The 21,518-nt window shown below is 66.9% G+C and carries 19 protein-coding genes, 1 tRNA gene and 1 other RNA gene; 11 read left to right on the forward strand and 10 right to left on the reverse strand.

Annotated elements, in window-relative coordinates; translation table 11 throughout:
- Window positions 1-97: 97 nt before the first annotated feature.
- Window positions 98-2,479 (reverse strand): MMPL family transporter, encoded by a 2,382-nt coding sequence (locus A5789_RS10495; RefSeq protein WP_064902453.1) that lies wholly within the window; start codon window positions 2,477-2,479, stop codon window positions 98-100.
- A gap of 206 nt (window positions 2,480-2,685) precedes the next feature.
- Here A5789_RS10495 and A5789_RS10500 point away from each other — a divergent pair, with 206 nt between their 5' ends.
- From A5789_RS10500 to tgt, 5 genes are all read left to right on the forward strand, one after another.
- Complete coding sequence (locus A5789_RS10500) at window positions 2,686-3,282, forward strand: TetR/AcrR family transcriptional regulator (protein WP_030516871.1); 597 nt, start codon at window positions 2,686-2,688, stop codon at window positions 3,280-3,282.
- Window positions 3,282-3,767, forward strand: coding sequence for an Rrf2 family transcriptional regulator (locus A5789_RS10505; protein ID WP_064902454.1), 486 nt, complete (start codon window positions 3,282-3,284; stop codon window positions 3,765-3,767). Before A5789_RS10500 ends, A5789_RS10505 begins: the two co-directional genes overlap by 1 nt.
- A gap of 114 nt (window positions 3,768-3,881) precedes the next feature.
- Window positions 3,882-5,618: an ABC transporter ATP-binding protein gene (locus tag A5789_RS10510; protein WP_064902455.1), complete on the forward strand. Its 1,737-nt coding sequence runs from the start codon at window positions 3,882-3,884 to the stop codon at window positions 5,616-5,618.
- A 145-nt stretch (window positions 5,619-5,763) separates the two neighbouring features.
- Entirely contained in the window at window positions 5,764-7,710 is a 1,947-nt protein-coding gene (locus tag A5789_RS10515; RefSeq protein WP_064902456.1) for an ABC transporter ATP-binding protein, read from the forward strand.
- Window positions 7,711-7,743: 33 nt separating this feature from the next.
- Window positions 7,744-9,012, forward strand: coding sequence for a tRNA guanosine(34) transglycosylase Tgt (gene tgt / locus A5789_RS10520; protein WP_063010883.1), 1,269 nt, complete (start codon window positions 7,744-7,746; stop codon window positions 9,010-9,012).
- Window positions 9,013-9,046: 34 nt separating this feature from the next.
- Here the strand turns inward: tgt and A5789_RS10525 are convergent, their stop codons facing one another.
- Window positions 9,047-9,820: a queuosine precursor transporter gene (locus A5789_RS10525; RefSeq protein ID WP_030516876.1), complete on the reverse strand. Its 774-nt coding sequence runs from the start codon at window positions 9,818-9,820 to the stop codon at window positions 9,047-9,049.
- A 49-nt stretch (window positions 9,821-9,869) separates the two neighbouring features.
- On the opposite strand from A5789_RS10525, the gene A5789_RS10530 reads away from it, so the two are divergent.
- Window positions 9,870-10,406 carry a DUF4190 domain-containing protein gene (locus A5789_RS10530; RefSeq protein WP_030516877.1) on the forward strand — a complete coding sequence of 179 codons (537 nt, stop codon included), beginning with the start codon at window positions 9,870-9,872 and terminating at the stop codon, window positions 10,404-10,406.
- A 53-nt stretch (window positions 10,407-10,459) separates the two neighbouring features.
- Here the strand turns inward: A5789_RS10530 and gluQRS are convergent, their stop codons facing one another.
- The gene (gene gluQRS / locus A5789_RS10535; protein ID WP_064902457.1) at window positions 10,460-11,380 is read right to left on the reverse strand and encodes a tRNA glutamyl-Q(34) synthetase GluQRS; all 921 of its coding nucleotides are present in this window, start codon (window positions 11,378-11,380) and stop codon (window positions 10,460-10,462) included.
- The gene (locus A5789_RS10540; RefSeq protein WP_155525693.1) at window positions 11,377-11,847 is read right to left on the reverse strand and encodes a DUF309 domain-containing protein; all 471 of its coding nucleotides are present in this window, start codon (window positions 11,845-11,847) and stop codon (window positions 11,377-11,379) included. The genes gluQRS and A5789_RS10540 overlap by 4 nt, the downstream gene beginning before the upstream one ends.
- A gap of 396 nt (window positions 11,848-12,243) precedes the next feature.
- On the opposite strand from A5789_RS10540, the gene A5789_RS35440 reads away from it, so the two are divergent.
- From A5789_RS35440 to helR, 3 genes are all read left to right on the forward strand, one after another.
- A complete protein-coding gene (locus A5789_RS35440; RefSeq protein WP_064902458.1) occupies window positions 12,244-12,453 on the forward strand; it encodes a DUF397 domain-containing protein in 210 nt (69 codons plus the stop codon).
- A 136-nt stretch (window positions 12,454-12,589) separates the two neighbouring features.
- Complete coding sequence (locus A5789_RS10545) at window positions 12,590-14,017, forward strand: hypothetical protein (protein ID WP_155525692.1); 1,428 nt, start codon at window positions 12,590-12,592, stop codon at window positions 14,015-14,017.
- A 194-nt stretch (window positions 14,018-14,211) separates the two neighbouring features.
- Window positions 14,212-16,413, forward strand: a complete 2,202-nt coding sequence (helR, locus tag A5789_RS10550) for an RNA polymerase recycling motor ATPase HelR (protein WP_193615518.1) — start codon at window positions 14,212-14,214, stop codon at window positions 16,411-16,413.
- A 15-nt stretch (window positions 16,414-16,428) separates the two neighbouring features.
- Here the strand turns inward: helR and A5789_RS10555 are convergent, their stop codons facing one another.
- From A5789_RS10555 to A5789_RS10570, 4 genes are all read right to left on the reverse strand, one after another.
- Window positions 16,429-16,764, reverse strand: a complete 336-nt coding sequence (locus A5789_RS10555; protein ID WP_228794872.1) for a hypothetical protein — start codon at window positions 16,762-16,764, stop codon at window positions 16,429-16,431.
- 153 nt (window positions 16,765-16,917) lie between these two features.
- Window positions 16,918-17,832, reverse strand: a complete 915-nt coding sequence (locus tag A5789_RS10560) for a methyltransferase (RefSeq protein ID WP_197516586.1) — start codon at window positions 17,830-17,832, stop codon at window positions 16,918-16,920.
- A 74-nt stretch (window positions 17,833-17,906) separates the two neighbouring features.
- Window positions 17,907-18,797 carry an RNA polymerase sigma-70 factor gene (locus tag A5789_RS10565; protein ID WP_063010891.1) on the reverse strand — a complete coding sequence of 297 codons (891 nt, stop codon included), beginning with the start codon at window positions 18,795-18,797 and terminating at the stop codon, window positions 17,907-17,909.
- An 88-nt stretch (window positions 18,798-18,885) separates the two neighbouring features.
- Entirely contained in the window at window positions 18,886-19,494 is a 609-nt protein-coding gene (locus tag A5789_RS10570; protein WP_064903243.1) for a TetR/AcrR family transcriptional regulator, read from the reverse strand.
- Window positions 19,495-19,622: 128 nt separating this feature from the next.
- On the opposite strand from A5789_RS10570, the gene A5789_RS10575 reads away from it, so the two are divergent.
- Window positions 19,623-20,120 carry a nitroreductase family deazaflavin-dependent oxidoreductase gene (locus A5789_RS10575; protein WP_063010893.1) on the forward strand — a complete coding sequence of 166 codons (498 nt, stop codon included), beginning with the start codon at window positions 19,623-19,625 and terminating at the stop codon, window positions 20,118-20,120.
- A gap of 59 nt (window positions 20,121-20,179) precedes the next feature.
- Here A5789_RS10575 and A5789_RS10580 read toward each other — a convergent pair.
- Together A5789_RS10580 and A5789_RS10585 are read right to left on the reverse strand one after the other, a co-directional pair.
- A tRNA-Ser gene (locus tag A5789_RS10580) sits at window positions 20,180-20,267 on the reverse strand.
- 44 nt (window positions 20,268-20,311) lie between these two features.
- Window positions 20,312-21,283: a hypothetical protein gene (locus A5789_RS10585; protein ID WP_064903239.1), complete on the reverse strand. Its 972-nt coding sequence runs from the start codon at window positions 21,281-21,283 to the stop codon at window positions 20,312-20,314.
- A gap of 107 nt (window positions 21,284-21,390) precedes the next feature.
- On the opposite strand from A5789_RS10585, the gene ffs reads away from it, so the two are divergent.
- Window positions 21,391-21,485: signal recognition particle sRNA small type (ffs, locus tag A5789_RS10590), an RNA gene on the forward strand.
- Window positions 21,486-21,518 lie beyond the last annotated feature (33 nt).

The following is a 21,518-nucleotide window of genomic DNA, read 5'->3' on the forward strand; positions in this document are numbered from 1 at the left end:
CAAGATCAAGATCTTTGCGGTCCGAGATCCCCTGGACCGGATACGGCACGAGCCCCCATCCGCTGTTCGGATGAGGGCTCGTGCCGTGGTTCGCGGATCAGCCGACCGGGACCGGCTCCTTCTCCGCCGCGGTGTCGCGGTCACGCTGCTGCAGCTCGCGCAGCTTGGTGCCCTCGACATCGATATCGGGCAGGATCCGGTCCAGCCACTTCGGCATCCACCAGGCCCACTTGCCCAGCAGGACCAGCAGCGACGGAATCAGGACCATCCGCACCAGGAAGGCGTCGAACAGCACGCCGGCCGCCAGTGCGAAGCCCATCGACTTCGCGGTCACGTCGGACTCCAACATGAATCCGCCGAAGACGGAGATCATGATGATGGCCGCGGAGGTGACCACGCGAGCGCCGTGGTGGTAACCGGACACCATGGCCTCCTTCGGGGATTTGCCGTGCACGTATTCCTCTCGCATCCGGGTCACCAGGAACACCTGGTAGTCCATGGCGAGGCCGAATACCAAGCCGATCAACATGATCGGCAGGAAGCTCACGATCGGATGCTGGTCGCCGATCAGGCCGAGCTTGTCCTGCTGGAAGATCAGCACGGTGGCGCCGAAGGTGGCCGCCATCGACAACAGGAATCCCAATGCGGCGGTCAGCGGCACCAGAACCGAGCGGAACACCAGTACCAGCAGGATGAACGCCGCGATCGCCACGATCGTCATGTACGGCACGATCTTGCCGAGCAGGGCATTGGACACATCGGCGTAGATGGCGGTCGAGCCGGTGATGCCGTACTCCATACCGTATTTCGCCTGCAGGTCCGACTCTGCGTCCCGGGCATGTTTCACCAGGTCCTGGGTTTCGGAGTTGTTCGGGCCGTGATCGGGTACCGCGGTCAACTGGGCGCCGGTGCTGTTCACATAGTCCGGAGTCTTCTGCGGCGTGAGCTTGTTCGTCGACGGCATGGTCACGAAGTCCATGCCCTGGTAGCCGGCCAGCTTGTCGTGCAGGGCCATGACGGCCTCCTGACGCTGCTCCGGCTTGACCTTGGTCAGATCCGCGACCACCAGCAGGGTGCCGTTGCTGCCCTCGCCGAACCCTTCGGTACGCAGGTCGTAGGCCTTACGAACCGTGGTGGTCTTGGGCTGGCTGTCCTCACCGGGGAGGCCGAGGCTCAGATTCACCGCGGGTGCGGCGAGCAGGCCGAGCACGATCACGCTCGCGCCGAGGGTCACCCACGGTGCCTTGGCGATCAGCCGGGCGAAACGCTTGCCGTTGGTGACGGCGTCGTCGTCCTCGGTGTCGGTCCGCGCGACCAGCGGCAACTTCGGCTTGAACAGGAAGCGGCCGAAGGCGCCCATCATCGCGGGCAGCAGGGTCAGCGCGACCAGGATCGCGAACAGCGCGGCCAGCGCGCCGCCCAGACCCATCCAGGTGAGGAAGCTGACGCCGACGATGCTCAGGCCGCACAGCGCGATGATGACCGTCATACCGGCGAAGACCACCGCGGAACCGGCAGTGCCGATGGCGACGCCCGCAGCCTCTTCCGGCGAATCCTGCACGGCGAGTTCATGTTTGTAGCGCGAGACGATGAACAGCGCGTAGTCGATCGACAGCGCGATACCGATCATCGCCGCCAGCACGGTGGTGAAGTTCGGGATGTTGGCGATCGAGGTGCCGGCCATGATCAGCGAGGACGCCATGCCGACACCCACGATGCCGGTCAGAATCGGCACGAACGCCGCGATCAGCGCGCCGAAGGCGATCATCATCACGATGAAGGCGACGGCGTAACCGATCATTTCCGACTGTCCGCCCGGCGGCGCCTGCTCGGTGGCGATGGTGCCGCTGATCTCCACGTCCAGTCCGGCCGCGCGCGCCTCGTCGGCGACCTTGTATGCCTGGTCCCGATCGGCCTTGGTGATATCGGAGAACGACTTGATCTTGAACGGCACGCTGAAGTAGGCGACGGTATCGGCATTGTTGTTCTTGCCGAGCACGTTCAGCGGCGCCAGGCCGCATTTCGCGACGAAGTTCGGGTCGGTGCGATCACCGGAGGTGCAGCCGATCGCCGTCGTCGCGGCGACCGGGTCGGTCAGCAAACCCCGACGTTGCGGGTCGGGGTCCTGCGCATTGATCTTGGACTTGTCGACGATGTCGAGGTTGTTGATCTTCTCGACAAGCGCGGTGAGTGCCTTGTGATTGTCCGGATCGGTGAGCTTGCCGTGGCTGGCCGCGGCGACATATGTGCCGGTCACCGCGTCGAATTTGAAGGCGGCCGATTGTCCAGGAAATTCCCTGTCCAGGATGTCGGTGGCCTTCTGCGAGGGCAGATTGGGCATGTTGAAGTCGTCCTGGCTCTGCTTCTTCAGCCCGACGCCGACGGCGCCCACGATCACGAAGATCAGCAACCAGACCGGTAGCACGATCCATTTTCGGCGGAAGGCGAACTTCCCCCACCGATAGAGGTACACGGACACGCGGTATCTCCTAGCGATAGCTGATTTGCGGTGCTGAGTTCAGGCCCCGTAGACAGCACTACTGCGGACGCCGCACTGCGATCCGCCTCCATCGACGCTTTCTGCCTACCGTGCGGTAGGTAGACTACCCAATCGCTAAGCGGAGGAACAACCTCGATTTTCGGGGCGTGCCCTCCGCTTCGATCGGTTGATGAGAGGATCATCGCATGAGCGCCCGAAGTACCTCAGGAACCGTTGTCGCAGGTCAGAGCACCAAGGACGCGATTCGTGAGGCGGCGATCCGGCTTTTTTCGAACAAGGGTTTCGAGCAGACGAGCCTGCGCGAGGTCGCGGATGCGGTGGGAATCACAAAGGCGTCGCTCTACTATCACTACGCGTCGAAGCTCGATCTGCTGCTCGCGATCATCGAACCGATCTTCGACGACATGAAGCTCGTGGTCGACGAACTCGACGGTGTGACCTACAGCCCGGCGGGCGCTCGGGAGGTGCTGAATCGCCAGCTCCGGACCCTGTTACGACATCGCACCGCGGGCGCGATGTGCGTGCGCGACACCGTGGCCATCCTCAACGCGATCGGAGATCGGCATCCGGACATGTTCGATATGCACCGGCGATTGTGTGTCTGGCTGGCCGGACCCGACCCCTCGCACGAGGCGCAATTGCGTGCCAGCGCCGCCCTGGAGGTGCTGGGCACGGCGCTGTGGTCGAACGAGCTCGTGCCCGATGCCGGTGACGAGGTGATCGAGCGGGTTTTGATCGAGGCCGCTCTCGGTGTGCTGAACGGACCGGGTGGACAGCGCTAGTGCACATCTCGGCGAGGATCGACTACGCGGTCCGCAGCCTGTTGGAAATCGCTCGCGCGCAACCGAATTCGGTGAAGGCGGAGACGATCGCCACGGCGCAGGACATTTCCCCGAAGATTCTGGAATCCATTGCGGCGCAACTGCGCCGGGCCGATCTGGTGGTCAGCCGGCGCGGCCCCGACGGCGGGTACCGGCTGGCTCGCGCGGCCGGTGAGATCAGCATCGCCGACGTGATCCGCGCGGTCGAGGGGCCGCTCGCCTCGGTGCGCGGGCAGCGTCCCGAGGATGTGGTGTATTCGGGGGTGGCCGAACCGCTGCAGCGGGTGTGGATCGCGCTGCGGGTCAATATCCGGGCGGTGCTGGAACAGGTCTCGATCGCGGATATCGCCACCGACGAACTGCCGGATTTCATCGCGAACCTGGTGTCCGATCCCGGTGCCTGGACGCGACGGCCCGCGCCCGTCCCGCCCGGCGTCGACGCCTAGGCCGGAGGTGAGGACTGTGCCGGTCGAGCCGGTTTCGCGGGTGTGCGGGCCGGCTTTCGCCGAGCGAAAAATCTTGCCGCCACCGCCCCGGAATGACGGTAGCCTGCACCCATCATGTTGATCAGGTTGCTGCGCGCCTTTCTCGCCCCCTACCGCACCCAGTTGGTGGGGGTTGTTGTGTTGCAGCTCATCTCCGTCATCGCGATGCTCTATCTGCCCAGCCTGAACGCCGACATCATCGACAACGGCGTCACCAAGGGTGATATCGGTTACATCTGGACCACCGGTCTGTGGATGCTGCTGGTGTCGGGCGTGCAGATCATCGCCTCGGCGAGTTCGGTCTATCTGGGCGCACAGGCCGCGATGGGTGCGGGGCGGGAAATGCGCGCGGCACTGCTGCACCGGGTGGGCACCTTCTCCGCCCGTGAGGTGGGCATCTTCGGCGCGCCGTCGCTGATCACCCGCAACACCAACGATGTGCAACAGGTGCAGCTGCTGGTCGTGATGAGCGTGACCATCCTGGTGATGGCGCCGATCATGTGCATCGGCGGCATCGTGATGGCGCTGCGCCAGGACCTCGGACTCTCCTGGATCCTGCTGGTCGCGGTGCCGGTGCTCGGCCTGACGATGGCGCTGATCATCTCCCGGATGGTGCCCGGGTTCCGGCGCGTGCAGGAGCGCATCGACTCGGTGAACCGAGTGCTGCGCGAGCAGATCACCGGTATCCGCGTGGTGCGGGCGTTCGTGCGCGAGCGCTACGAATCGCAGCGCTTCGGCGTGGCCAACGACGAGCTGACCTCGGCCTCGCTGTTCGTGGGCCGGTTGGCCGCGCTGATGTTCCCGGCCGTGATGTTGATCAGCAACGTGACCACGGTCGCGGTGATCTGGTTCGGCGGGCATGCCATCGACTCCGGCAGTATGCAGATCGGTTCGCTGACCGCGCTGCTGTCCTACATCATGCAGATCCTGATGGCGGTCATGATGGCCTCCTTCCTGGCGATGATCGCTCCGCGCGCGGCGGTCTCGGCCGAACGCATCGCCGAGGTCCTGGAAACCGACTCCTCGGTGCTGCCGCCGGCACAGCCGCAGACCTTCGTCGCCGATCCGGGGACGGTCGAGCTGGTCGGCGCCGAATTCGCGTTTCCGGGCGCCGCGGAACCGGTGCTGCGAGATATCAGCTTCCGGGTCTCGCCCGGGCAGACCACCGCGATCGTCGGTTCCACCGGATCCGGTAAGACCACGCTGATCAATCTGATTCCGCGGCTGATCGACGTCACCTCCGGCGTGGTGCGGGTCGGCGGCACCGATGTGCGGCAGGTGGATATGGATCTGCTGCGCTCGCAGATCGGGCTGGTGCCGCAGAAGGCCTATCTGTTCTCCGGGACCATCGCGGAGAACCTGCGCTACGGCGATCCCGAGGCGACCGACGAACAGCTGTGGCACGCACTGGAAATCGCGCAGGCCGCCGACTTCGTGCGGGCCATGCCCGAAGGGTTGCGGACCCCGGTCGCCCAGGGTGGCACCACCGTCTCGGGCGGCCAGCGGCAGCGGCTCGCCATCGCGCGCGCCCTGGTGAAGAAGCCCAAGATCTATCTGTTCGACGACTGCTTCTCCGCACTCGACGTCGCCACCGACGCCCGGGTGCGCGACGCGCTGCGGCCGGAGACGCGCGAATCCGCGGTGATCACCGTAGCCCAGCGCGTGTCGACCATCCGCGACGCCGACCAGATCGTCGTCCTCGAGGACGGTGCCATGGTCGGCCTCGGCACCCACGAACAGCTGTTGCGCGAATGCGAGGAGTACCGGGAGATCGTGGAATCGCAGTTCAGTCCGGAAGAGGCGGCGCGATGAGCTACCTTGGCGCAGCCGCTCATCGGGCCGCCCCGGGTGCGGGTGTCCCGCAGAACACAGCAGGCGGCGCGATGAGCTACCTTGGCGCAGCCGCTCATCGGGCCGCCCTGGTGCGGGTGTCCCGCAAGACACAGGAGGCGGCGCGATGAGGCCAGGGGCGCCGATGCCGGGTGCTCCCGGGCAGAAAGCGAGATCGTTCGGCCCGACGCTGAAGCGGTTGTTGCGCCGCCTGGCTCCGGATCGGACGGCCGTCGTGGCCATCCTGGTGCTGGCCGTCGCCTCGGTCGTCATGAACACCCTGGGGCCGCAGATCCTCGGTAAGGCGACCAACCTCATCTTCGACGGCGTCGTCAGCAAGCAGTTGCCGGCGGGGCTGACCAAGGATCAGGCGGTGGCGTCCCTGCGTGCGCAGGGCCAGGACCGGCTCGCGGACATGATGTCCTCGATGAACATCAACCCCGGCCACGGCGTCGACTTCGGCGCGGTGGGCCAGGTGCTGACCCTGGTTCTGGTGCTCTACGTGCTGGCCGCGCTGTTCAACTGGCTGCAGGCGTATCTGCTGGCCACGGTGATCAACCGCGCGGTGCAGCGGCTGCGCAGCGAGGTGGAGGACAAGATCCACCGGCTGCCGCTGAGCTATTTCGATACCAACGCCCGCGGCGATGTGCTCTCCCGCGTGACCAACGACGTCGACAATGTGGCGCAGAGCCTGCAGCAGACCATGAGCCAGCTGGTCATGTCGGTGCTGTCGGTGATCGGCATCCTGATCATGATGTTCTGGATCTCGCCGCTGCTGGCGGTGATCGCGCTGCTCACGGTCCCGGCCGCGGTGGTCGTCACGGCCCGGATCACGAAGCGGTCGAAACCGCATTTCGTCGATCAGTGGAAGTACACCGGCCTGGTCAACGCGCAGGTCGAGGAGGCCTTCACCGGCCACGAGGTGGTCACGGCGTTCGGCCGCATCCGCGAGGTCGGCGAGGAATTCGACAAGCGCAACGACAAGCTCTATCAGGCCAGCTTCAAGGCGCAGTTCATCTCCGGGCTGATCATGCCGGTGATGATGTTCATCGGAAACCTGAACTACGTGCTGATCGCCGTGGTCGGCGGTCTGCGCGTGGCCTCGGGCAGCCTGTCGCTGGGTGAGGTGCAGGCCTTCATCCAGTACTCGCGCCAGTTCAGCCAGCCGCTCACGCAGATCGGTTCGATGATCAATCTGCTGCAGTCGGGCGTCGCGTCAGCCGAGCGGATCTTCGAAATCCTCGACGCCGACGAGCAGGTTCCCGATCCGCGCGAGGAGGATCCGCGCCCGATCGATCGCGGCCGGGTCGAATTCGACGCGGTGTCGTTCCGCTACGAGCCCGACAAGCCGGTGATCGACGATCTGTCGCTGGTCGCCGAGCCCGGCCACGTGGTCGCCATCGTGGGCCCGACGGGTGCCGGTAAGACGACGCTGGTCAATCTGCTCGAGCGGTTCTACGAGCTGGATTCCGGCGCGATCACCATCGACGGGGTCGACATCACCGGCATCGGCCGCGACCGGCTGCGCTCGCGGATCGGCATGGTGCTGCAGGACACCTGGTTGTTCGGCGGCACGATCCGCGAGAACATCGCCTACGGCAACCCGGAGGCGAGCGAAGAGGAGATCCTCGCGGCCGCCCGCGCCGCCTACGTGGACCGCTTCGTCCATTCGCTGCCGCTGGGTTACGACACGGTGATCGACGAGGAGGGCTCCGGAGTCAGCGCCGGTGAGAAGCAGCTGATCACCATCGCCCGCGCCTTCCTGGCCAAGCCGACCATCCTGATCCTCGACGAGGCCACCAGTTCGGTCGACACCCGCACGGAGTTGCTGGTGCAGCAGGCGATGGCCGCGCTGCGCCGTGACCGCACCAGTTTCGTTATCGCGCACCGTCTTTCGACGATCCGCGATGCCGATCTGATCGTGGTGATGGAAGGTGGCCGCATCGTCGAGCAGGGCACCCACGAGCGGCTGCTGGCCGCGCGCGGCGCCTACTTCCGCCTTTACAACGCGCAGTTCACCGGCGCGGCGGTCGATCAGGATCTGGTCGACGAGGAGACGCTGGACGTGGTGTAAGGGCCGTGGTCACCGGCCTGGCAGGATAGCGGCGTGTCCGATCCCGACCAGTTCTCCTTCACCGTCGGTACGTCGCTACCGGGGCGTCGCGACGGCGGGCCGTCTGTCAGGCACGGCCGCACCGGTGTGATCACCACGCCGCACGGGCAGATCGCCACTCCGGCGTTCATTCCGGTCGGCACCAAGGCCACGGTCAAGGCGGTCCTCCCGGAGGCGATGGCCGAGATCGGCGCGCAGGCCCTGCTCGCCAATGCCTACCACCTGTATCTGCAGCCGGGATCCGACATCGTCGACGAGGCGGGCGGCCTGAGCCGGTTCATGAACTGGCCGGGTCCCACCTTCACCGACAGCGGCGGCTTCCAGGTGATGTCGCTCGGCGTCGGCTTCAAGAAGGTGCTGGCCATGGAGGCCGTCGGCGTGCAGAGCGACGAGGTGATCGCGAAGGGTAAGGAGCGGCTGGCCGTGGTCGACGACGACGGCGTCACCTTCCGCTCCCATCTGGACGGATCCAGCCATCGGTTCACCCCCGAGGTGTCGATGGGGATCCAGCACCGCCTCGGCGCCGACATCATGTTCGCCTTCGACGAACTGACCACGCTGTTCAACACCCGTGGCTATCAGGAGAAGTCGCTGCGCCGCACGCACGAGTGGGCGCAGCGCTGCATCGACGAACACGAGCGGCTCACCGCCGCACGCGCGCACCGGCCGTATCAGGCGCTGTTCGCGGTGATCCAGGGTGCGCAGTACGAAGACCTGCGCCGCAAGGCCTGCCGCGATCTGGACGCGATGCGGGGAAGCGGCGGAACGGGTTTCGACGGTTACGGCATCGGCGGCGCGCTGGAGAAGGCCAATCTCGGCACCATCGTGGGCTGGTGCTGCGACGAACTGCCGGCGGAGAAACCGCGGCATCTGCTGGGTATCAGCGAACCCGAGGACTTCTTCGTGGCGATCGAGAACGGCGCCGACACCTTCGACTGCGTCAATCCGTCCCGCGTCGCGCGCAATGCCGCGATCTATGTGGCGGCCGGCCGATTCAACATCAACACCAGCCGGTTCCGCCGCGATTTCACCCCGATCGACGACACCTGCGACTGCTACACCTGCGCTCACTACACCCGTGCCTACATCCATCACCTGTTCAAGGCGAAGGAGATGCTCGCCGCGACGCTGTGCACGATTCACAACGAGCGCTTCACGATTCGGCTCGTGGACGATATCCGCGCGAGCATCGAGGGCGGCTACTACGACGACTTCAAGGCGGAGTTCCTGGGACGGTGGCAGGGCCGGATCCGCTTCGACTGAAACGAAACGGCCCCGCCTCGCGCCCGGTTCCGCGTCAGCTGTAGAGCGCCGGCTTGTCCAGCGGTGCGTAGCTGGGTTCGTGCTTCTTCAGATAGGCGATGCAGCGGTAGCTGATCGGCATGATCAGCACCTCGCACAGCGTCTTCCACACGAAGCCGACGATCACGTAGTTGATGAACGCGCCCCACGTGTTGATCCCGATGGCCGTCGCCGCGATCGAGCAGAACACCAGCGTGTCACCGAATTCACCGGCGACGGTCGAGCCCAGCAGCCGCGCCCACAGATGCTTCTCCTTGGTGCGCTCCTTGATCAGCACCAGCGTCATCGAGTTCAGGAACTGGCCCACCACATAACCGGCGAGCCCGGCCGCGACGAGTTGCGGCGTGGTCCCGGCGACGGTGCGGAACGCGTCCTGATTGTCGTAGAACCCGGCCGCCGGCAGGCCGATCGCGATCCAGAAGCAGACCACCATCAGAATCAGCATGCCGAAGCCGTAGTAGATGGTGCGGCGGGCGGCCTTGAAGCCGTACACCTCGCTCAGCACGTCGCCGATCACATAGGCGAGGGGGAACAGGAAAAATGCTCCGTCGGTGGTGATCGGCAGGATTTCGATGGGTCCGAGGGACACCTCGTGCCCGGTGAAGAACTGCACGCCCTTGGTCGCGCAGATGTTGGAAATCATCAGCGTCGCCGTGAACAAGGTCACGATCAACGTGAAGGGACCCCCCGCGGCCTGCGCGAATGCTGCGTGTTCGACCGCGGGGCGTCCAGACTCCCCGGTCGGTGTCGTTTCTTGTGTCTCACTCACGACCTGTGCACGATACCGGCAACCCGGCCCGGTGGAATAGGCTGGACCGATGACGAATCCCGGCGATTCCGACGAATGGTGGAAACAGTACGGCGGCGAAGGTGTCTCGTCCGATTCGGGCGGCCACCAGTCGGTTCCGCCGACCCCGCCGCAGCAGCCCACCCCGCCGCCCAATCCGCAGGCCGGATACTCCTCGGCCCCGCATCAGCAGTCGTCTCCCTACCAGCAGCCGACCCCGCCGCCGCAACAGCAGCAGTCCTACCCGAGCTATCCGCAGCAGCAGCCCTACGGTCAGCCCGGCTACGGCTATCCGGCCGCGACGCCGTATCAGCCCTACGGCTACGCGGCGCCGCAACAGGGCACCAACGGCCTGGCGATCGGTTCGCTGATCGCGTCGATCCTGGGACTGTGCACCTGTATCGGATCGATCGTCGGGATCATCCTGGGTGTGATCGCGCTGAATCAGATCAAGGAGCGCGGCGGTCAAGGCCGCGGTATGGCGCTCGGCGGAATCTGGGTCGGTGCCGTCGGCATCGTGCTCACCATCGTGTGGGTGATCGTCAACGTCGCGGCCGCGAACTGGTAGGAGCCGGGCGGGAGCAGCAGTGCGTCCGGATCGCCGGACGCACCGTCGCCGGATCAGCTGTGGCGCAGCGGATCCGGATGTTCGGGGTCCAGAATCCACGGTTCGTGCGGCACCGTCGCCGGAGTGAACTGATCCAGTAGCGCGCGCGGCGTCTCACCCCGCAGGCCGAGCGAGGCCGCGAGCAAGGTGAAAACCTGACGCGGCGTCTCGCCGAGAGCGGTTCTGTCGCGCAGGGTTACGGCACCGTCGCGCTTGGCCAGCCGCGCGCCCTCGGTGTTGAGCACCAGCGGGACGTGCGCGTAGGAGGGTACGGCGAATCCGAGGACCGTGGCCAGATAGGCCTGCCGCGGTGTCGAGGGCAGCAGATCGTCACCGCGAACGACCTGGTCGAAGCCCTGGCCCGCATCGTCCACCACAACCGCGAGGTTGTAGGCCGCCGTTCCGTCGCCGCGACGCAGCACGAAATCGTCGACCAGCCCGCGATACCGGCCGTGGATTTCGTCGACGATCTCGAATTCCGTGGTCTGCGAGCGCAGCCGCAGTGCGGCGGGGCGACCCTCGGCGCGCTTGGCCGCCCGCTGTCCCTCGCTCAGGTCGCGGCAGGTTCCCGGATAGGCGCCCATCGGCCCGTGCGGTGCGGAGACGGCCTTCTGAATCTCCTTTCGCGTGCAATAGCACTCGTAGGTCATGCCGGCCGCGCCGAGCCGCTCGATCGCCGCCGCATACTGCGGGGTGCGATCCGATTGCCGGACCACCTGGCCGTCCCAGTCCAGCCCGATCGCGGCCAGATCTTCGAGCTGACGCTGCTCCGCACCCGGCCGCACCCGGTCCAGGTCCTCGATCCGCAGCCGGAAATTGCGTGCGGTGCTGCGGGCGAACAACCACGCCAGCAGGGCGGTGCGGAGATTGCCCAGATGCAGGTCACCGGAGGGGCTGGGGGCGAAGCGACCCGCCCCGGCGGTATGCGGGATCATCCGCGCAGCCGGGGGCACAGCGCGTCCTCCGGAATGTCGCGGCCGGCCTCCAGATCCGCCAGCAGACCCTCGGCATGTGCGACGAGCCCGGTCGAATCGATACCGTACGGCGGCGACGGCGCGGCCGACAACCGGCCGATCGCCCGCTCGAGCAGGGTGCGAGCACCCTTCGGATTACCGCGCTGGATGTGGGTGATGCCGACGGCGTACTGCGCCAGCCCCTGCCACAGCATCCTTTCCGCGAACGGTCCGTTCTTCCATGCGGCCTCCAGCACCTCGTGTGCGTTGAAGGCCAGTCCCTCGTTGAGGAGGCGCTGGGCATAGTCCAGGGTTTCGTCCGGTGGGAGGTCGAGATCATCCGGAATCCGGGCGACGCCGACGCTACCGGGCGGTAGTGGTCGCCCGAACCGGTCTCGAGGACGGGCATTTCGGGCGTGTCCGGCATCGTCGCGATCTCGTTCCACCACTACTCCATGATCCATACCGAGCAACCGCACGGTTTATCCGGGGCGTAGTGCGGCCGTGCCCGAGCGAATTTCGCGACCCGGTTTTGTTTAGCGGATCATTCTCCTGTCATTTGGCAATTCCCCCGCTATTAGTGAACGGGAATTATTTAGCGCAATTCGAGTGGTTGAAAGTGAAAAGACGCGGGACATGGATTGTGGGTGCTGCTAGGGTGCTCTCCCGGGGTCAACGCGAGCGCGCACCATGGCGGTGTGTACCTCGTGGCCCATTCTGTTCATCGAGTAGTTCGTGCCTATGACCAGGCGCATCGTGGAGCCGTCGAGTCTCGAGAAACCCGGGTCCGGCGACGAGGGAAGCATGATTGTCGCGTTATCTACGGCGGTAAAGGAGAGGTTGAGGTGAAGGTTGATTCGACCGGTGCGGTGTGGCGCAAGAGTAAATACAGCGGTCCCGATGGAAACTGTGTCGAGGTAGCTTTTCTGAGTGACGGCAATGTCGGGGTTCGCGATACCAAAGACTGCGGCAGCGGGCCGATTCTGGCTTTCACACCCGGCGAGTGGGATGCGTTCGTCTCGGGCGTGACCGACGGGAAGTTACGTCCCGCCTGACCCCGGGCGATCAGGTGATGGGCCCCGAGTCGATGCGACTCGGGGCCTTGTTGTGCCGGTCGATGCGGCCGATCCCGGGTGCCGATGGATCTCGGTGGGTGCGGGATATGTGGACGGTTGTGGATATCGTCGGCGGGTGGATCTACTGACCCCGCAGGATGCCACCAGGTTCTGGCTGTCGCGCCGGGCCTGCAACGACCTGTTCCTGCTCTACTGCTTCGACGACGCCGGATGGTCCGCCGACGCGCTGCGGGCGGCGGTGATCGCGCGCAGCGCCGAAATCCCGGAGTTGAGCGTCTGTGTCCGGGAGCACCGTTTCGCTTATCCGGCCTGGGAGCCTGCGGATTTCGACGAGGCGCAGGTCGTGGTCCACACGTCCGAGGAGCCGCTGTGGACGACTGTGGAAGCCTCGCTGGGGGAGATTCTGGCGCACTCGGTCCCGGCGCGGCGATACACCTGGCGGATCCATCTGTATCGCGGCGTGCGAGACGCGCCGGGCGGATCGGGGCCCGCACTCGTTGTGGTGCTGCAGCTTTCGCATGCGCTGGCGGACGGAAAACGGGCCGCGCAGATCGCGCGCGAGTTGTTGCGGGGCTCGGACGCGGCAGCTCGCGGGATCGCCGAACCGGGTGACGGTTCGGATCGCGTCGGATCGTCCATCGGCGCGATGGTCGATCGGCATCACGGCCGCCGGGCGCGAGCCCGGTTCGCGTCATCTGTGGAAACCCTTGCGGTCGAAGCCCTGGCGCTTCTTTCGTTCCTGCCCGGCATGGCCCGCACGGTGCGGCGGGGATTCGTCGCGGCAGGTGCGGACAGGGAATTGAACAGCCTCGCCGAGGCGGGAGAGATTCCCCCCGCGGCACCGAATTTCGCGCCGACCCGGCTGAACCGCCCGCCGGCGCCGGAGCATCGGGCCGTCCGTGTGATCGCGGGGGAGAGCCTGCACGTTCCCGGCTATACGGTCACGGTCGTCGCGCTGACCGCGATCTCCGTCGCGATGAGTCGATACCTCGCCGCCCGCGGCGAATCCGCCGACCCGTTGGGCGCGCAGGTCTCGATGGCCCTGCCTGTGGTGACCGATCGAAAAGCTGTCCCGCACAACAACTATCGCGACCTCGGTGTCGATCTGTGTGTCGCTGAACCGGACCTGCGGCTGCGGGCGCGCCGCATCGCCGCGGCGCTGGCCGAACGACGGATCCGCGCCACCCATCCGCTGCAGTCCGCGCGTGACCGCGTCACCGACGCGATCCCGGCCCCGGTTCTCCGTCGCGATATCGCCGGCTATCCCTTGGATCTGGTTCCCGACCGGATCTCGGGCCACACCGTGCTCTCCAGCGTCCACCGGGGCGAGGCGGATCTGTCGATCGCCGGCGGCGCGGTCCGCTTCACCGCCGGTTTCCCCGCCCTCGGCGCGGTGATGCATCTGACCCACGGCCTGCACGGCCTCGGAACGACGGTGACCCTGTCGGTCCACGCCGATCCCCAGGTGGTGGATGTGGACGATTACGTCCGCCTCTTGCGTGGCGCGGTCCGTGAGGTCGGTACGCGGCTGACCGCCGACTGATTGCGGAAGAGGCTGGTGCACCTCTTTCCATATTCAATATATAGCGGAGTGGGGGGCTTGCGGCAAGGCCCCGGTCGTGCCGCACAATGGCCCGCCGAGGCCGTGTACCTGCGAAAACGAGAGGAGACCCGCAGCGGCCGAGACGGACACGGGTGTCCACATGAACCATGTCGAGCCAGGGAAATGAGGGACACATGTCGGAACCGGGGTATCAGGACGAGTTGCGGGCCGAACAGGACTACGTGTCCGGGCTCTACGCACGCCTCGACGGCGAGCGCGCCGAGGCGAAGGGCCGCTACAGCGCGGCGTTGCGCGGCAACGGTGATGCGCTGGTGGACCGCGATGTGGAGGTGCGCACGCTGGCGCGTGAGGTGAAGCGCTTGGATGTAGCCGACAACGGGCTGTGTTTCGGCCGATTGGACAGCGATTCCGGCGAGCGGTCCTATATCGGCCGGATCGGGCTCTTCGACCGGAGCAACGACTTCGAGCCGTTGCTGCTGGACTGGAGGGCTCCGGCGGCACGGGCCTTCTACACCGCCACCGCCGCCAGCCCGGAGCGGATGCGGCGGCGCCGGCAGTTCCATTCCCGCGGCCGCCGCGTCGTCGACTACACCGACGAGATCTTCGGCCGTCCGGGCGCCGGGGAACGCGGGGATGCGGCGCTGCTCGCGGCCGTCGACGCGCCTCGCGGCGAGGGCATGCGCGACATCGTGGCCACCATCCAGGCCGAACAGGACGAGATAATCCGGTTCGATCATCCCGGCGTGCTGGTGGTCGAGGGCGGACCCGGTACCGGCAAGACGGTGGTGGCGCTGCATCGTGTCGCCTATCTGCTCTACACCCAGCGCGAGCAGATGGAGCGCCACGGCGTTCTCGTGGTCGGACCCAATCCGGCCTTTCTGCGTCATATCGACCGGGTGCTGCCGTCGCTCGGCGAAACCAACGTCGTCTTCACCACCACAGGCGATCTGGTGCCGGGCCTGCACGTCACCGCCGAGGACACTCCGGACGCGGTGCGCATCAAGGGTTCGCTGCGCATGCTGGATGTGCTCGCCGCCGCGGTCGCGGACCGGCAGTGCTTGCCGGCGGAACCGCTGACCATCGAATTGACCGATGTCACCGCGCGTATCGATGCGGCGACCGCGGAATGGGCGCGCGAGGAGGCGCGCACCAGCGGTCTGCCGCACAACGAGGCGCGTGCGGTGTTCCGCGAGATCGTCACCTACGTGATCACCGAGCGCGCGATCGCGCGGATCGGCAAGGGCTGGATCACCCGCGACGACCGGAAGGCGTGGGAGAACCTGCGCGCCGACCTCGTCGCCGAGCTCGCCGAGAGTGAGCAGTTCGGTGCCGCACTCGAACAGCTCTGGCCCGTGCTCACCCCGGAAACGCTGCTCGCCGAGCTGTATTCGTCGTCCGAGCGGTTGCGAGCGACAGGCGCCGACCCGGCCCTCCGGCGTGCCGACGGCGCCGCGTGGACGGTGTCGGACGTACCGCTGCTCGACGAACTGGTCGATCTGCTGGGCCGGGAGAAGCCGGCGGACGACACCGTGGAACGTGAACGTGCGGCCGAAGCCCGATATGCCGCAGGGGTTTTGGAGCTCATGACCGGCCGCGAGGATTCGATGGACGACGAGGACCACCTCTTCGCCACCGACCTGCTCTACGCCGAGGACCTCGCCGACCGATTCGCCGATCGCGATACCCGTGATCTGGCCGAACGCGCCGCCGCCGACCGGGATTGGACCTATCGCCACATCGTGGTCGACGAGGCTCAGGAGCTCTCCGAGATGGACTGGCGGGTGCTGATGCGGCGGTGTCCGGGCCGCTCCTTCACCGTGGTCGGCGACCTCGCCCAGCGTCGTTCGACCGCCGGCGCGACATCGTGGGACGCCATGCTCGAGCCCTATGTTCCCGGCCGGTGGCGCTACCGCTCCCTGACGGTGAACTACCGTACGCCGGCCGAGATCATGGCGGTCGCGGCGGCGGTGCTCGCCGAATTCGCGCCGGGTGCGCGGCCACCCGAGTCGGTGCGCGCCTGTGGCGTGCGGCCGTGGTCGCGCCGCGTCGACGAAAGCGAATTGACCTCCGCCATCGCGGATTTCGCTCGCGACGAGGAGGGTCGCGAGGGCACCGCCGTCGTGATCGGCCCGCCCGGCGTGCCCGGCACGGTTGCGGCATCGGAGACGAAGGGCCTCGAGTTCGATGCCGTACTCGTCGTCGAACCGGAGCGCATCCTGTCCGATGGGCCGCGGGGCGCGGCCGAACTCTACGTGGCCCTCACCCGCGCCACCCAGCGCCTCGGAGTTCTGCACCGAGACCCGCTGCCCACGGCACTCGCCGGTCTGGTCCCGGTCGCCGAGCCCGCGGCGGCCGGAAATCGCCGCTCCGCGTAGCGATGTGGCGGGCCGCTAATCCGGCGGCCCGCACCCGCCGCGCATGATCAACGCATGCGCCGGACACCATTGTGTGACCGGTAGCCGACTGCGCCCGTTCCCGGTGCGCAACTCGAATTCCACCAGCCCCAGCCATGTTCCGTCCGCCGCCCGCGCCCAGGCGTGCAGCCGCCCCGGAATTCGCCCGGTGATCTCGAGCCCGCCCGCCCGCACCTGCCCCGCCACCGCGTCGTGATCGGCCATCCGTGGATACGTGGGGATAGCGGCAGCCACGTCCACCAGCACCGGCATCGGCGGAACCACCACCCGATGCAGTGCGAACTCCCCCTTCTCCGGCCAATGTTCGAACATGTGTTCGATCATAAACCGAAGCGCCGACAAATAGCTCGCGGATTTGCCGGCCGCGTCGCAGTGTCACCGACTCCGGAACTCCAGTGCGTCCCGCGCGTCCGCCACCGGCCTCACAGCACGCAGCATCAGACCGCACGTCTCACCCAGCGCCCCCTACTCGGTCACCGTCCGCTCCCGCCCGCCGAAGCACATCGCCATGAACAGGTCGATCGCCGTATCGGCCCCCCGCCCCCGAATCGGCTCGATCACCACAACCGCCCCGTAAGCCCCTGCGGCGCGGGCGCATTCGGCGAGGATGGCTGCGGCGAGTTCGTCGTCCCAGTCGTGCAGGATGTCGGACAGAAGGTAGGCATCGGCACCGGTGGGGAGCGGATTGAAGAAGCTGCCCGCAACGGCGGATGCGCGGTCACTCAGGCCGGTCGCCGTGAATCGCTCGGTGGCGGCGGCGGCCGTCGGCGCCAGGTCCAGCACTCGTCCGCGCACGCCGGGATGCGCGCGGAGAATCGCCGTCAGTAGGGTGCCGTCGCCGCCGCCGACGTCGAGAACGTCGGGGAAGCGACTCCTGTCGAACCGCGCCGCGATCTGGTCCGCGTAAACCCGGAAGCGGCAATTCATCTGGGCGTCGAAGGACGTGCGCAGCGCGGGCTCGGCTTCCAGATCGGCCCAGAAATCACGTCCATACCTGCGCGGATAGGCGGGCCGGCCGGAAGTGATCGTGCTCAGCAGTTCCACGAAGGCCAGTTCGGCGCGCCCGCCCGCGCTGCCGATATCGAGCAGCAGCAGCGCGAACGGGTCGGGGGAGTCCGCGCTCATCTGGTTGCCGAGGCTCGTGGGCCGGTAGCGGCCGGACGCCGCTTCGTCGTCGAAGACGCCGATGGTGACCAGATGGTCGAGCAGTCGACGGAGCGCGGGAGCGGAGGTTCCCGTGCGAGCCGCCAGTTCTTCGGCGGTCGCGCCCGTGCTGCCCGCGTGGTCCACCAGCCGCAGCGTCGCGGCCACGCGGACGGCCATCGGTGTGGCCAGATCGGCCAGGGCGAGGATCGAGGCGGGTTGCTCCGGCGAATTCACCGGCCCAGACTATCCGGCAGACTCCCGGCGGCCATCGAATATCGTTGTGGCGCAGTGGTTGTGGGCCTCGTCGTTCAGCGGCTGACGGTGGTCTGCTGTTCGACGCGGGAGAGTTTCTCCGGGTTTCGGACCACGTAGAGGCCGGTGATCAGGCCGTCGTCGAGGCGCATTGCCACCACGTCGTCGATTCGTCCGTCGATCCGGACGATCAGTGCGGGGCAGCCGTTGATCTGGACCGCCTCGACGGTTGCCTCGGTGCGCAGTCGGGGCAGGCCGGTACGCAGGGCGCGGGCGACCCGGTCGGCGCCCGCGATCGGCCGCAGGACCGCCTGGACCACGCCGCCGCCGTCGCCGAGCAGCACCACGTCGGGAGCCAGCATGTCGACCAGATGCTGCAGGTCGCCGGTTTCGATGGCGTGCTGGAAGGCTTCGACGGCGCGGCGGGATTCGTCGGCGGACACCACGCCGCGGGGTCGGCGCGCGGCGACGTGAGCCCGTGCGCGATGGGCGATCTGGCGTACCGCGGCGGGCGTCTTGTCGACGGCCGCGGCGATCTCGTCGTAGCTCAGGTCGAACACCTCGCGCAGCACGAACACCGCTCGCTCCGTCGGTGCGAGCGTTTCCAGCACCAGGAGCATCGCCATCGACACGCTGTCGGCCAGTTCGACGTCCTCGGCCACATCGGGCGCGGTCAGCAGCGGTTCCGGCAACCACGGACCGACGTAGGACTCCTTGCGGCGGCCGAGCGTGCGGAGCCGGGTCAACGCCTGGCGGGTGACGATCCGGACCAGGTAGGCGCGCTGATCACGGACGTCGTCGAGGTCCACGTCCACCCAACGCAACCAGGTCTCCTGCAGGACGTCCTCGGCGTCGGCCGCCGAACCGAGCATCTCGTAGGCAACCGTGAACAGCAGATTGCGATGGGTGACGAACGCTTCGGTGGCGCCGTCGATGCGCTCGCTCATGGGGGCTCCTGTCCGTGCTGTCTCGACTCCGGCACACACGAGACGCTCGCCGGATCCGCCGCGTGACACCTCCTGCAAGTGATACGCGTCACTGCAGCGGTGATCTCGCGGCGATGGCCGGGGCGACCCACGCCGTGAGGTAGCGGCGCAGTTCCGGGCCACGCCGAGGCGGACGGCCCGGATCGACGACGAACGATTGCACGGTGCGAAGCATATGTTCGACGAGTTCGTCCAGATCGGCGCCGGACACTCCGGCCGCGGTCCAGTCGACGGCGAAGCGTTGCAGGATCGATCGTCCGAATGCCAGTGCGGTGTCGGAGGTTACGCCGGCGGAGAAGGCCCCGGCCCGCCCCGGAGTGAGCAGTAGGTTGAGGTACCGCTCGTGCGGCAGCCGCTCGAGGGTGTAGGCGATGCCCTCGACCACCGCCGTGGCGGGGTCGCGGATTCCGCTCAGATGTTCGGCCAGAACGTCGAGGAACTGCCCGGTCTGCGCGACGGCGGTCGCGGTCAGCAGGCTCTCGGCACTGGGAAAGTAGCGGTACACGGTCTGACGGGTGACGCCGAGGTCCCGGGCGACCTCGGCGATGCTGAAATCGCTGCCGGACCGGTCGATCGCGGTGCGGGCGGCGGCGAGGATCCGTGCGACGGCTTCGTCGTCGTCCGCGGGCGTCGCCCCCGCCCAGCCATGCGTGCGCACCGAATGCCCCATCCCTTCCTCGAAGCGTCGACGGTACCGATCCTGCCGAGAGGGCAGCACTCGGCTCTTGACCATACATATGGAACCAACTGTATGGTCGTCCGGAAGTACCGGAGAGAAGGAAGACCATGCCAGCCACGACGCCGCCCCGTCCGAAACAACTCGATTCCCCGCTGCTGCCCAAGATCTTCAAGATCGTGGGCCGTGCGCAGGTGTGGACCTATCGGCGCACCAGCGGCCGCATCGGCGGCAAGTGGCGCATCGGGGCCGGCTTCCGCAAACCGGTGCCGACCCTGCTGCTCGAACATCGCGGCCGGAAGTCGGGCGTGCTCTACACGACGCCGCTGCTCTACATCACCGACGGTCCGAATACGGTCATCGTCGCCTCACAGGGCGGCCTTCCCAAACATCCGCAGTGGTATCTCAATCTGCGCGCCGAGCCCGACACGCACATCCAGATCGGACGGGACCGCCGTCCGGTTCACGCCGTCACCGCCGACCCGCAGGAACGGGCCCGCCTGTGGCCGCTGCTCGTCGACGCCTATGCCGACTTCGACACCTATCAAGCGTGGACCGAACGCGAAATCCCCGTGGTCGTCCTGCGTCCCCGCCCGGACGGCCGCTGACGAGAAGTGCGACGGACGAAACAGAAACGCCCGCTACCACTGAGGTAGCGGGCGTTTCGTGGCGGAGGATAGGGGATTTGAACCCCTGAGGGCGTTAACCCAACCCGCGTTCCAGGCGAGCGCCATAGGCCACTAGGCGAATCCTCCGCAGAGCAATATACCGGGTGGACCCCCCGGAACAGCAAACCGGGCTATTTGTGCAGGCCGGCGAGGGCCTTCTCCAATTGCTCCTTGCAGGTGGTGCCGACGTCGGCGCTGTCGATGCTGCCCTCGGCCTGGATCCGCAGTTCCACTTTCACCGAGACGTTGGAGTCCAGGGCCGCGCAGGTGTAGTCGAGCGTCACGAAGCTCGAGTAGTTCTGCTGGTAGGCGGCGTAGTAGGCCTGGCTGCCGATGCCCGCGATATCGCCGGAGGTGCGGCCGCTGCCGGTGGTCTTGGTGTCGTAGTTCTTCCAGCTGTTGAACTGCGGATCGCTGTATTTGCTCTGGAAGTCGGCCTCGAGGTCGATATCGGAACCGTCGGTGCCGTACTTGCCGGCGCCGTCGTACCGGGCGCGGCAGGTCAGGTTGCCACCACCGAAGCTGGAGTCGGGTGCGCGTTCGGTGTGCTCGGGCGCGTCCTTGGGTGTGGGCGCCCACTTGCGCAGCACCGTGGCATCGATCAGCGAGCAGGCGTCGCTGACATTGGCCATCGAATAGTTGCCGTCGACACCCTTCTTGTCGCCGAGCGGTCCCTTACTTCCGCCCCCGCCACCGCCGGTGAGCGCGATCACGCCGATCACGATGCCGATCACCACGACCAGGCCGACCACGCCGCCGACGATCCACGGTGCGTTGTTCTTCTTGGGCGGCTGTGGATAGGCCGGCTGTTGCGCATAAGGCGGCGGGAACTGCTGCTGTGGATAACTCGGCACGGACGGTGGTGGCTGCTGTGCGTAGGGCTGCTGCGGGGCGCCACCGTGATAGGCGTCGAAACCCGCCCCCAGAACGGTCGGATCCGTGCCGGTCACCGGCCCGGGACGCCCACCCATGACGGTCGGATCGGTACCGGTGAGCGGCTGCTCCGGAGCCGCCGGCGTCGACCACCAGTGCACGGTTTCGTTGGGCGGATTGCCTTGCCCCGGATACTCGGGCCCACCGTGCGGTGGATTACTGCCTGTCACGTCTTTCCTCCGGTCCTGGCGCGGAAGCCCCCTCGAAAAATGTCGCAGGTGATCGTATCGACTCCGCCCGGATTCCACTCGAGTGGACAGTTGTGACTACACTGGCCGACGGATCCCGCGCGGCGCGCATCCTGTGAACTCCCCCAGGGCCGGAAGGCAGCAAGGGTCAACGGGCTCTGCCGGGTGCGCGGGGTCCCCTTTCTTTCCCGGGGGAAATATTCTTATCTGCCACGCG

The sequence above is a fragment of the Nocardia sp. 852002-51101_SCH5132738 genome, from assembly GCF_001665695.1.
In the GTDB taxonomy this organism is placed as follows: Bacteria; Actinomycetota; Actinomycetes; order Mycobacteriales; family Mycobacteriaceae; genus Nocardia; species Nocardia nova.

What these genes read in the sequence shown, in the direction of transcription:
- A5789_RS10500 (WP_030516871.1), top strand. Translation starts at nt 2,686, where the DNA reads ATGAGCGCCCGAAGTACCTCAGGAACCGTTGTCGCAGGTCAGAGCACC.
- A5789_RS10510 (WP_064902455.1), top strand. Translation starts at nt 3,882, where the DNA reads ATGTTGATCAGGTTGCTGCGCGCCTTTCTCGCCCCCTACCGCACCCAG.
- A5789_RS10515 (WP_064902456.1), top strand. Translation starts at nt 5,764, where the DNA reads ATGAGGCCAGGGGCGCCGATGCCGGGTGCTCCCGGGCAGAAAGCGAGA.
- A5789_RS10530 (WP_030516877.1), top strand. Translation starts at nt 9,870, where the DNA reads ATGACGAATCCCGGCGATTCCGACGAATGGTGGAAACAGTACGGCGGC.
- gluQRS (WP_064902457.1), bottom strand. Translation starts at nt 11,380, where the DNA reads ATGATCCCGCATACCGCCGGGGCGGGTCGCTTCGCCCCCAGCCCCTCC.
- helR (WP_193615518.1), top strand. Translation starts at nt 14,212, where the DNA reads ATGTCGGAACCGGGGTATCAGGACGAGTTGCGGGCCGAACAGGACTAC.
- A5789_RS10555 (WP_228794872.1), bottom strand. Translation starts at nt 16,764, where the DNA reads ATGTTCGAACATTGGCCGGAGAAGGGGGAGTTCGCACTGCATCGGGTG.
- A5789_RS10565 (WP_063010891.1), bottom strand. Translation starts at nt 18,797, where the DNA reads ATGAGCGAGCGCATCGACGGCGCCACCGAAGCGTTCGTCACCCATCGC.
- A5789_RS10575 (WP_063010893.1), top strand. Translation starts at nt 19,623, where the DNA reads ATGCCAGCCACGACGCCGCCCCGTCCGAAACAACTCGATTCCCCGCTG.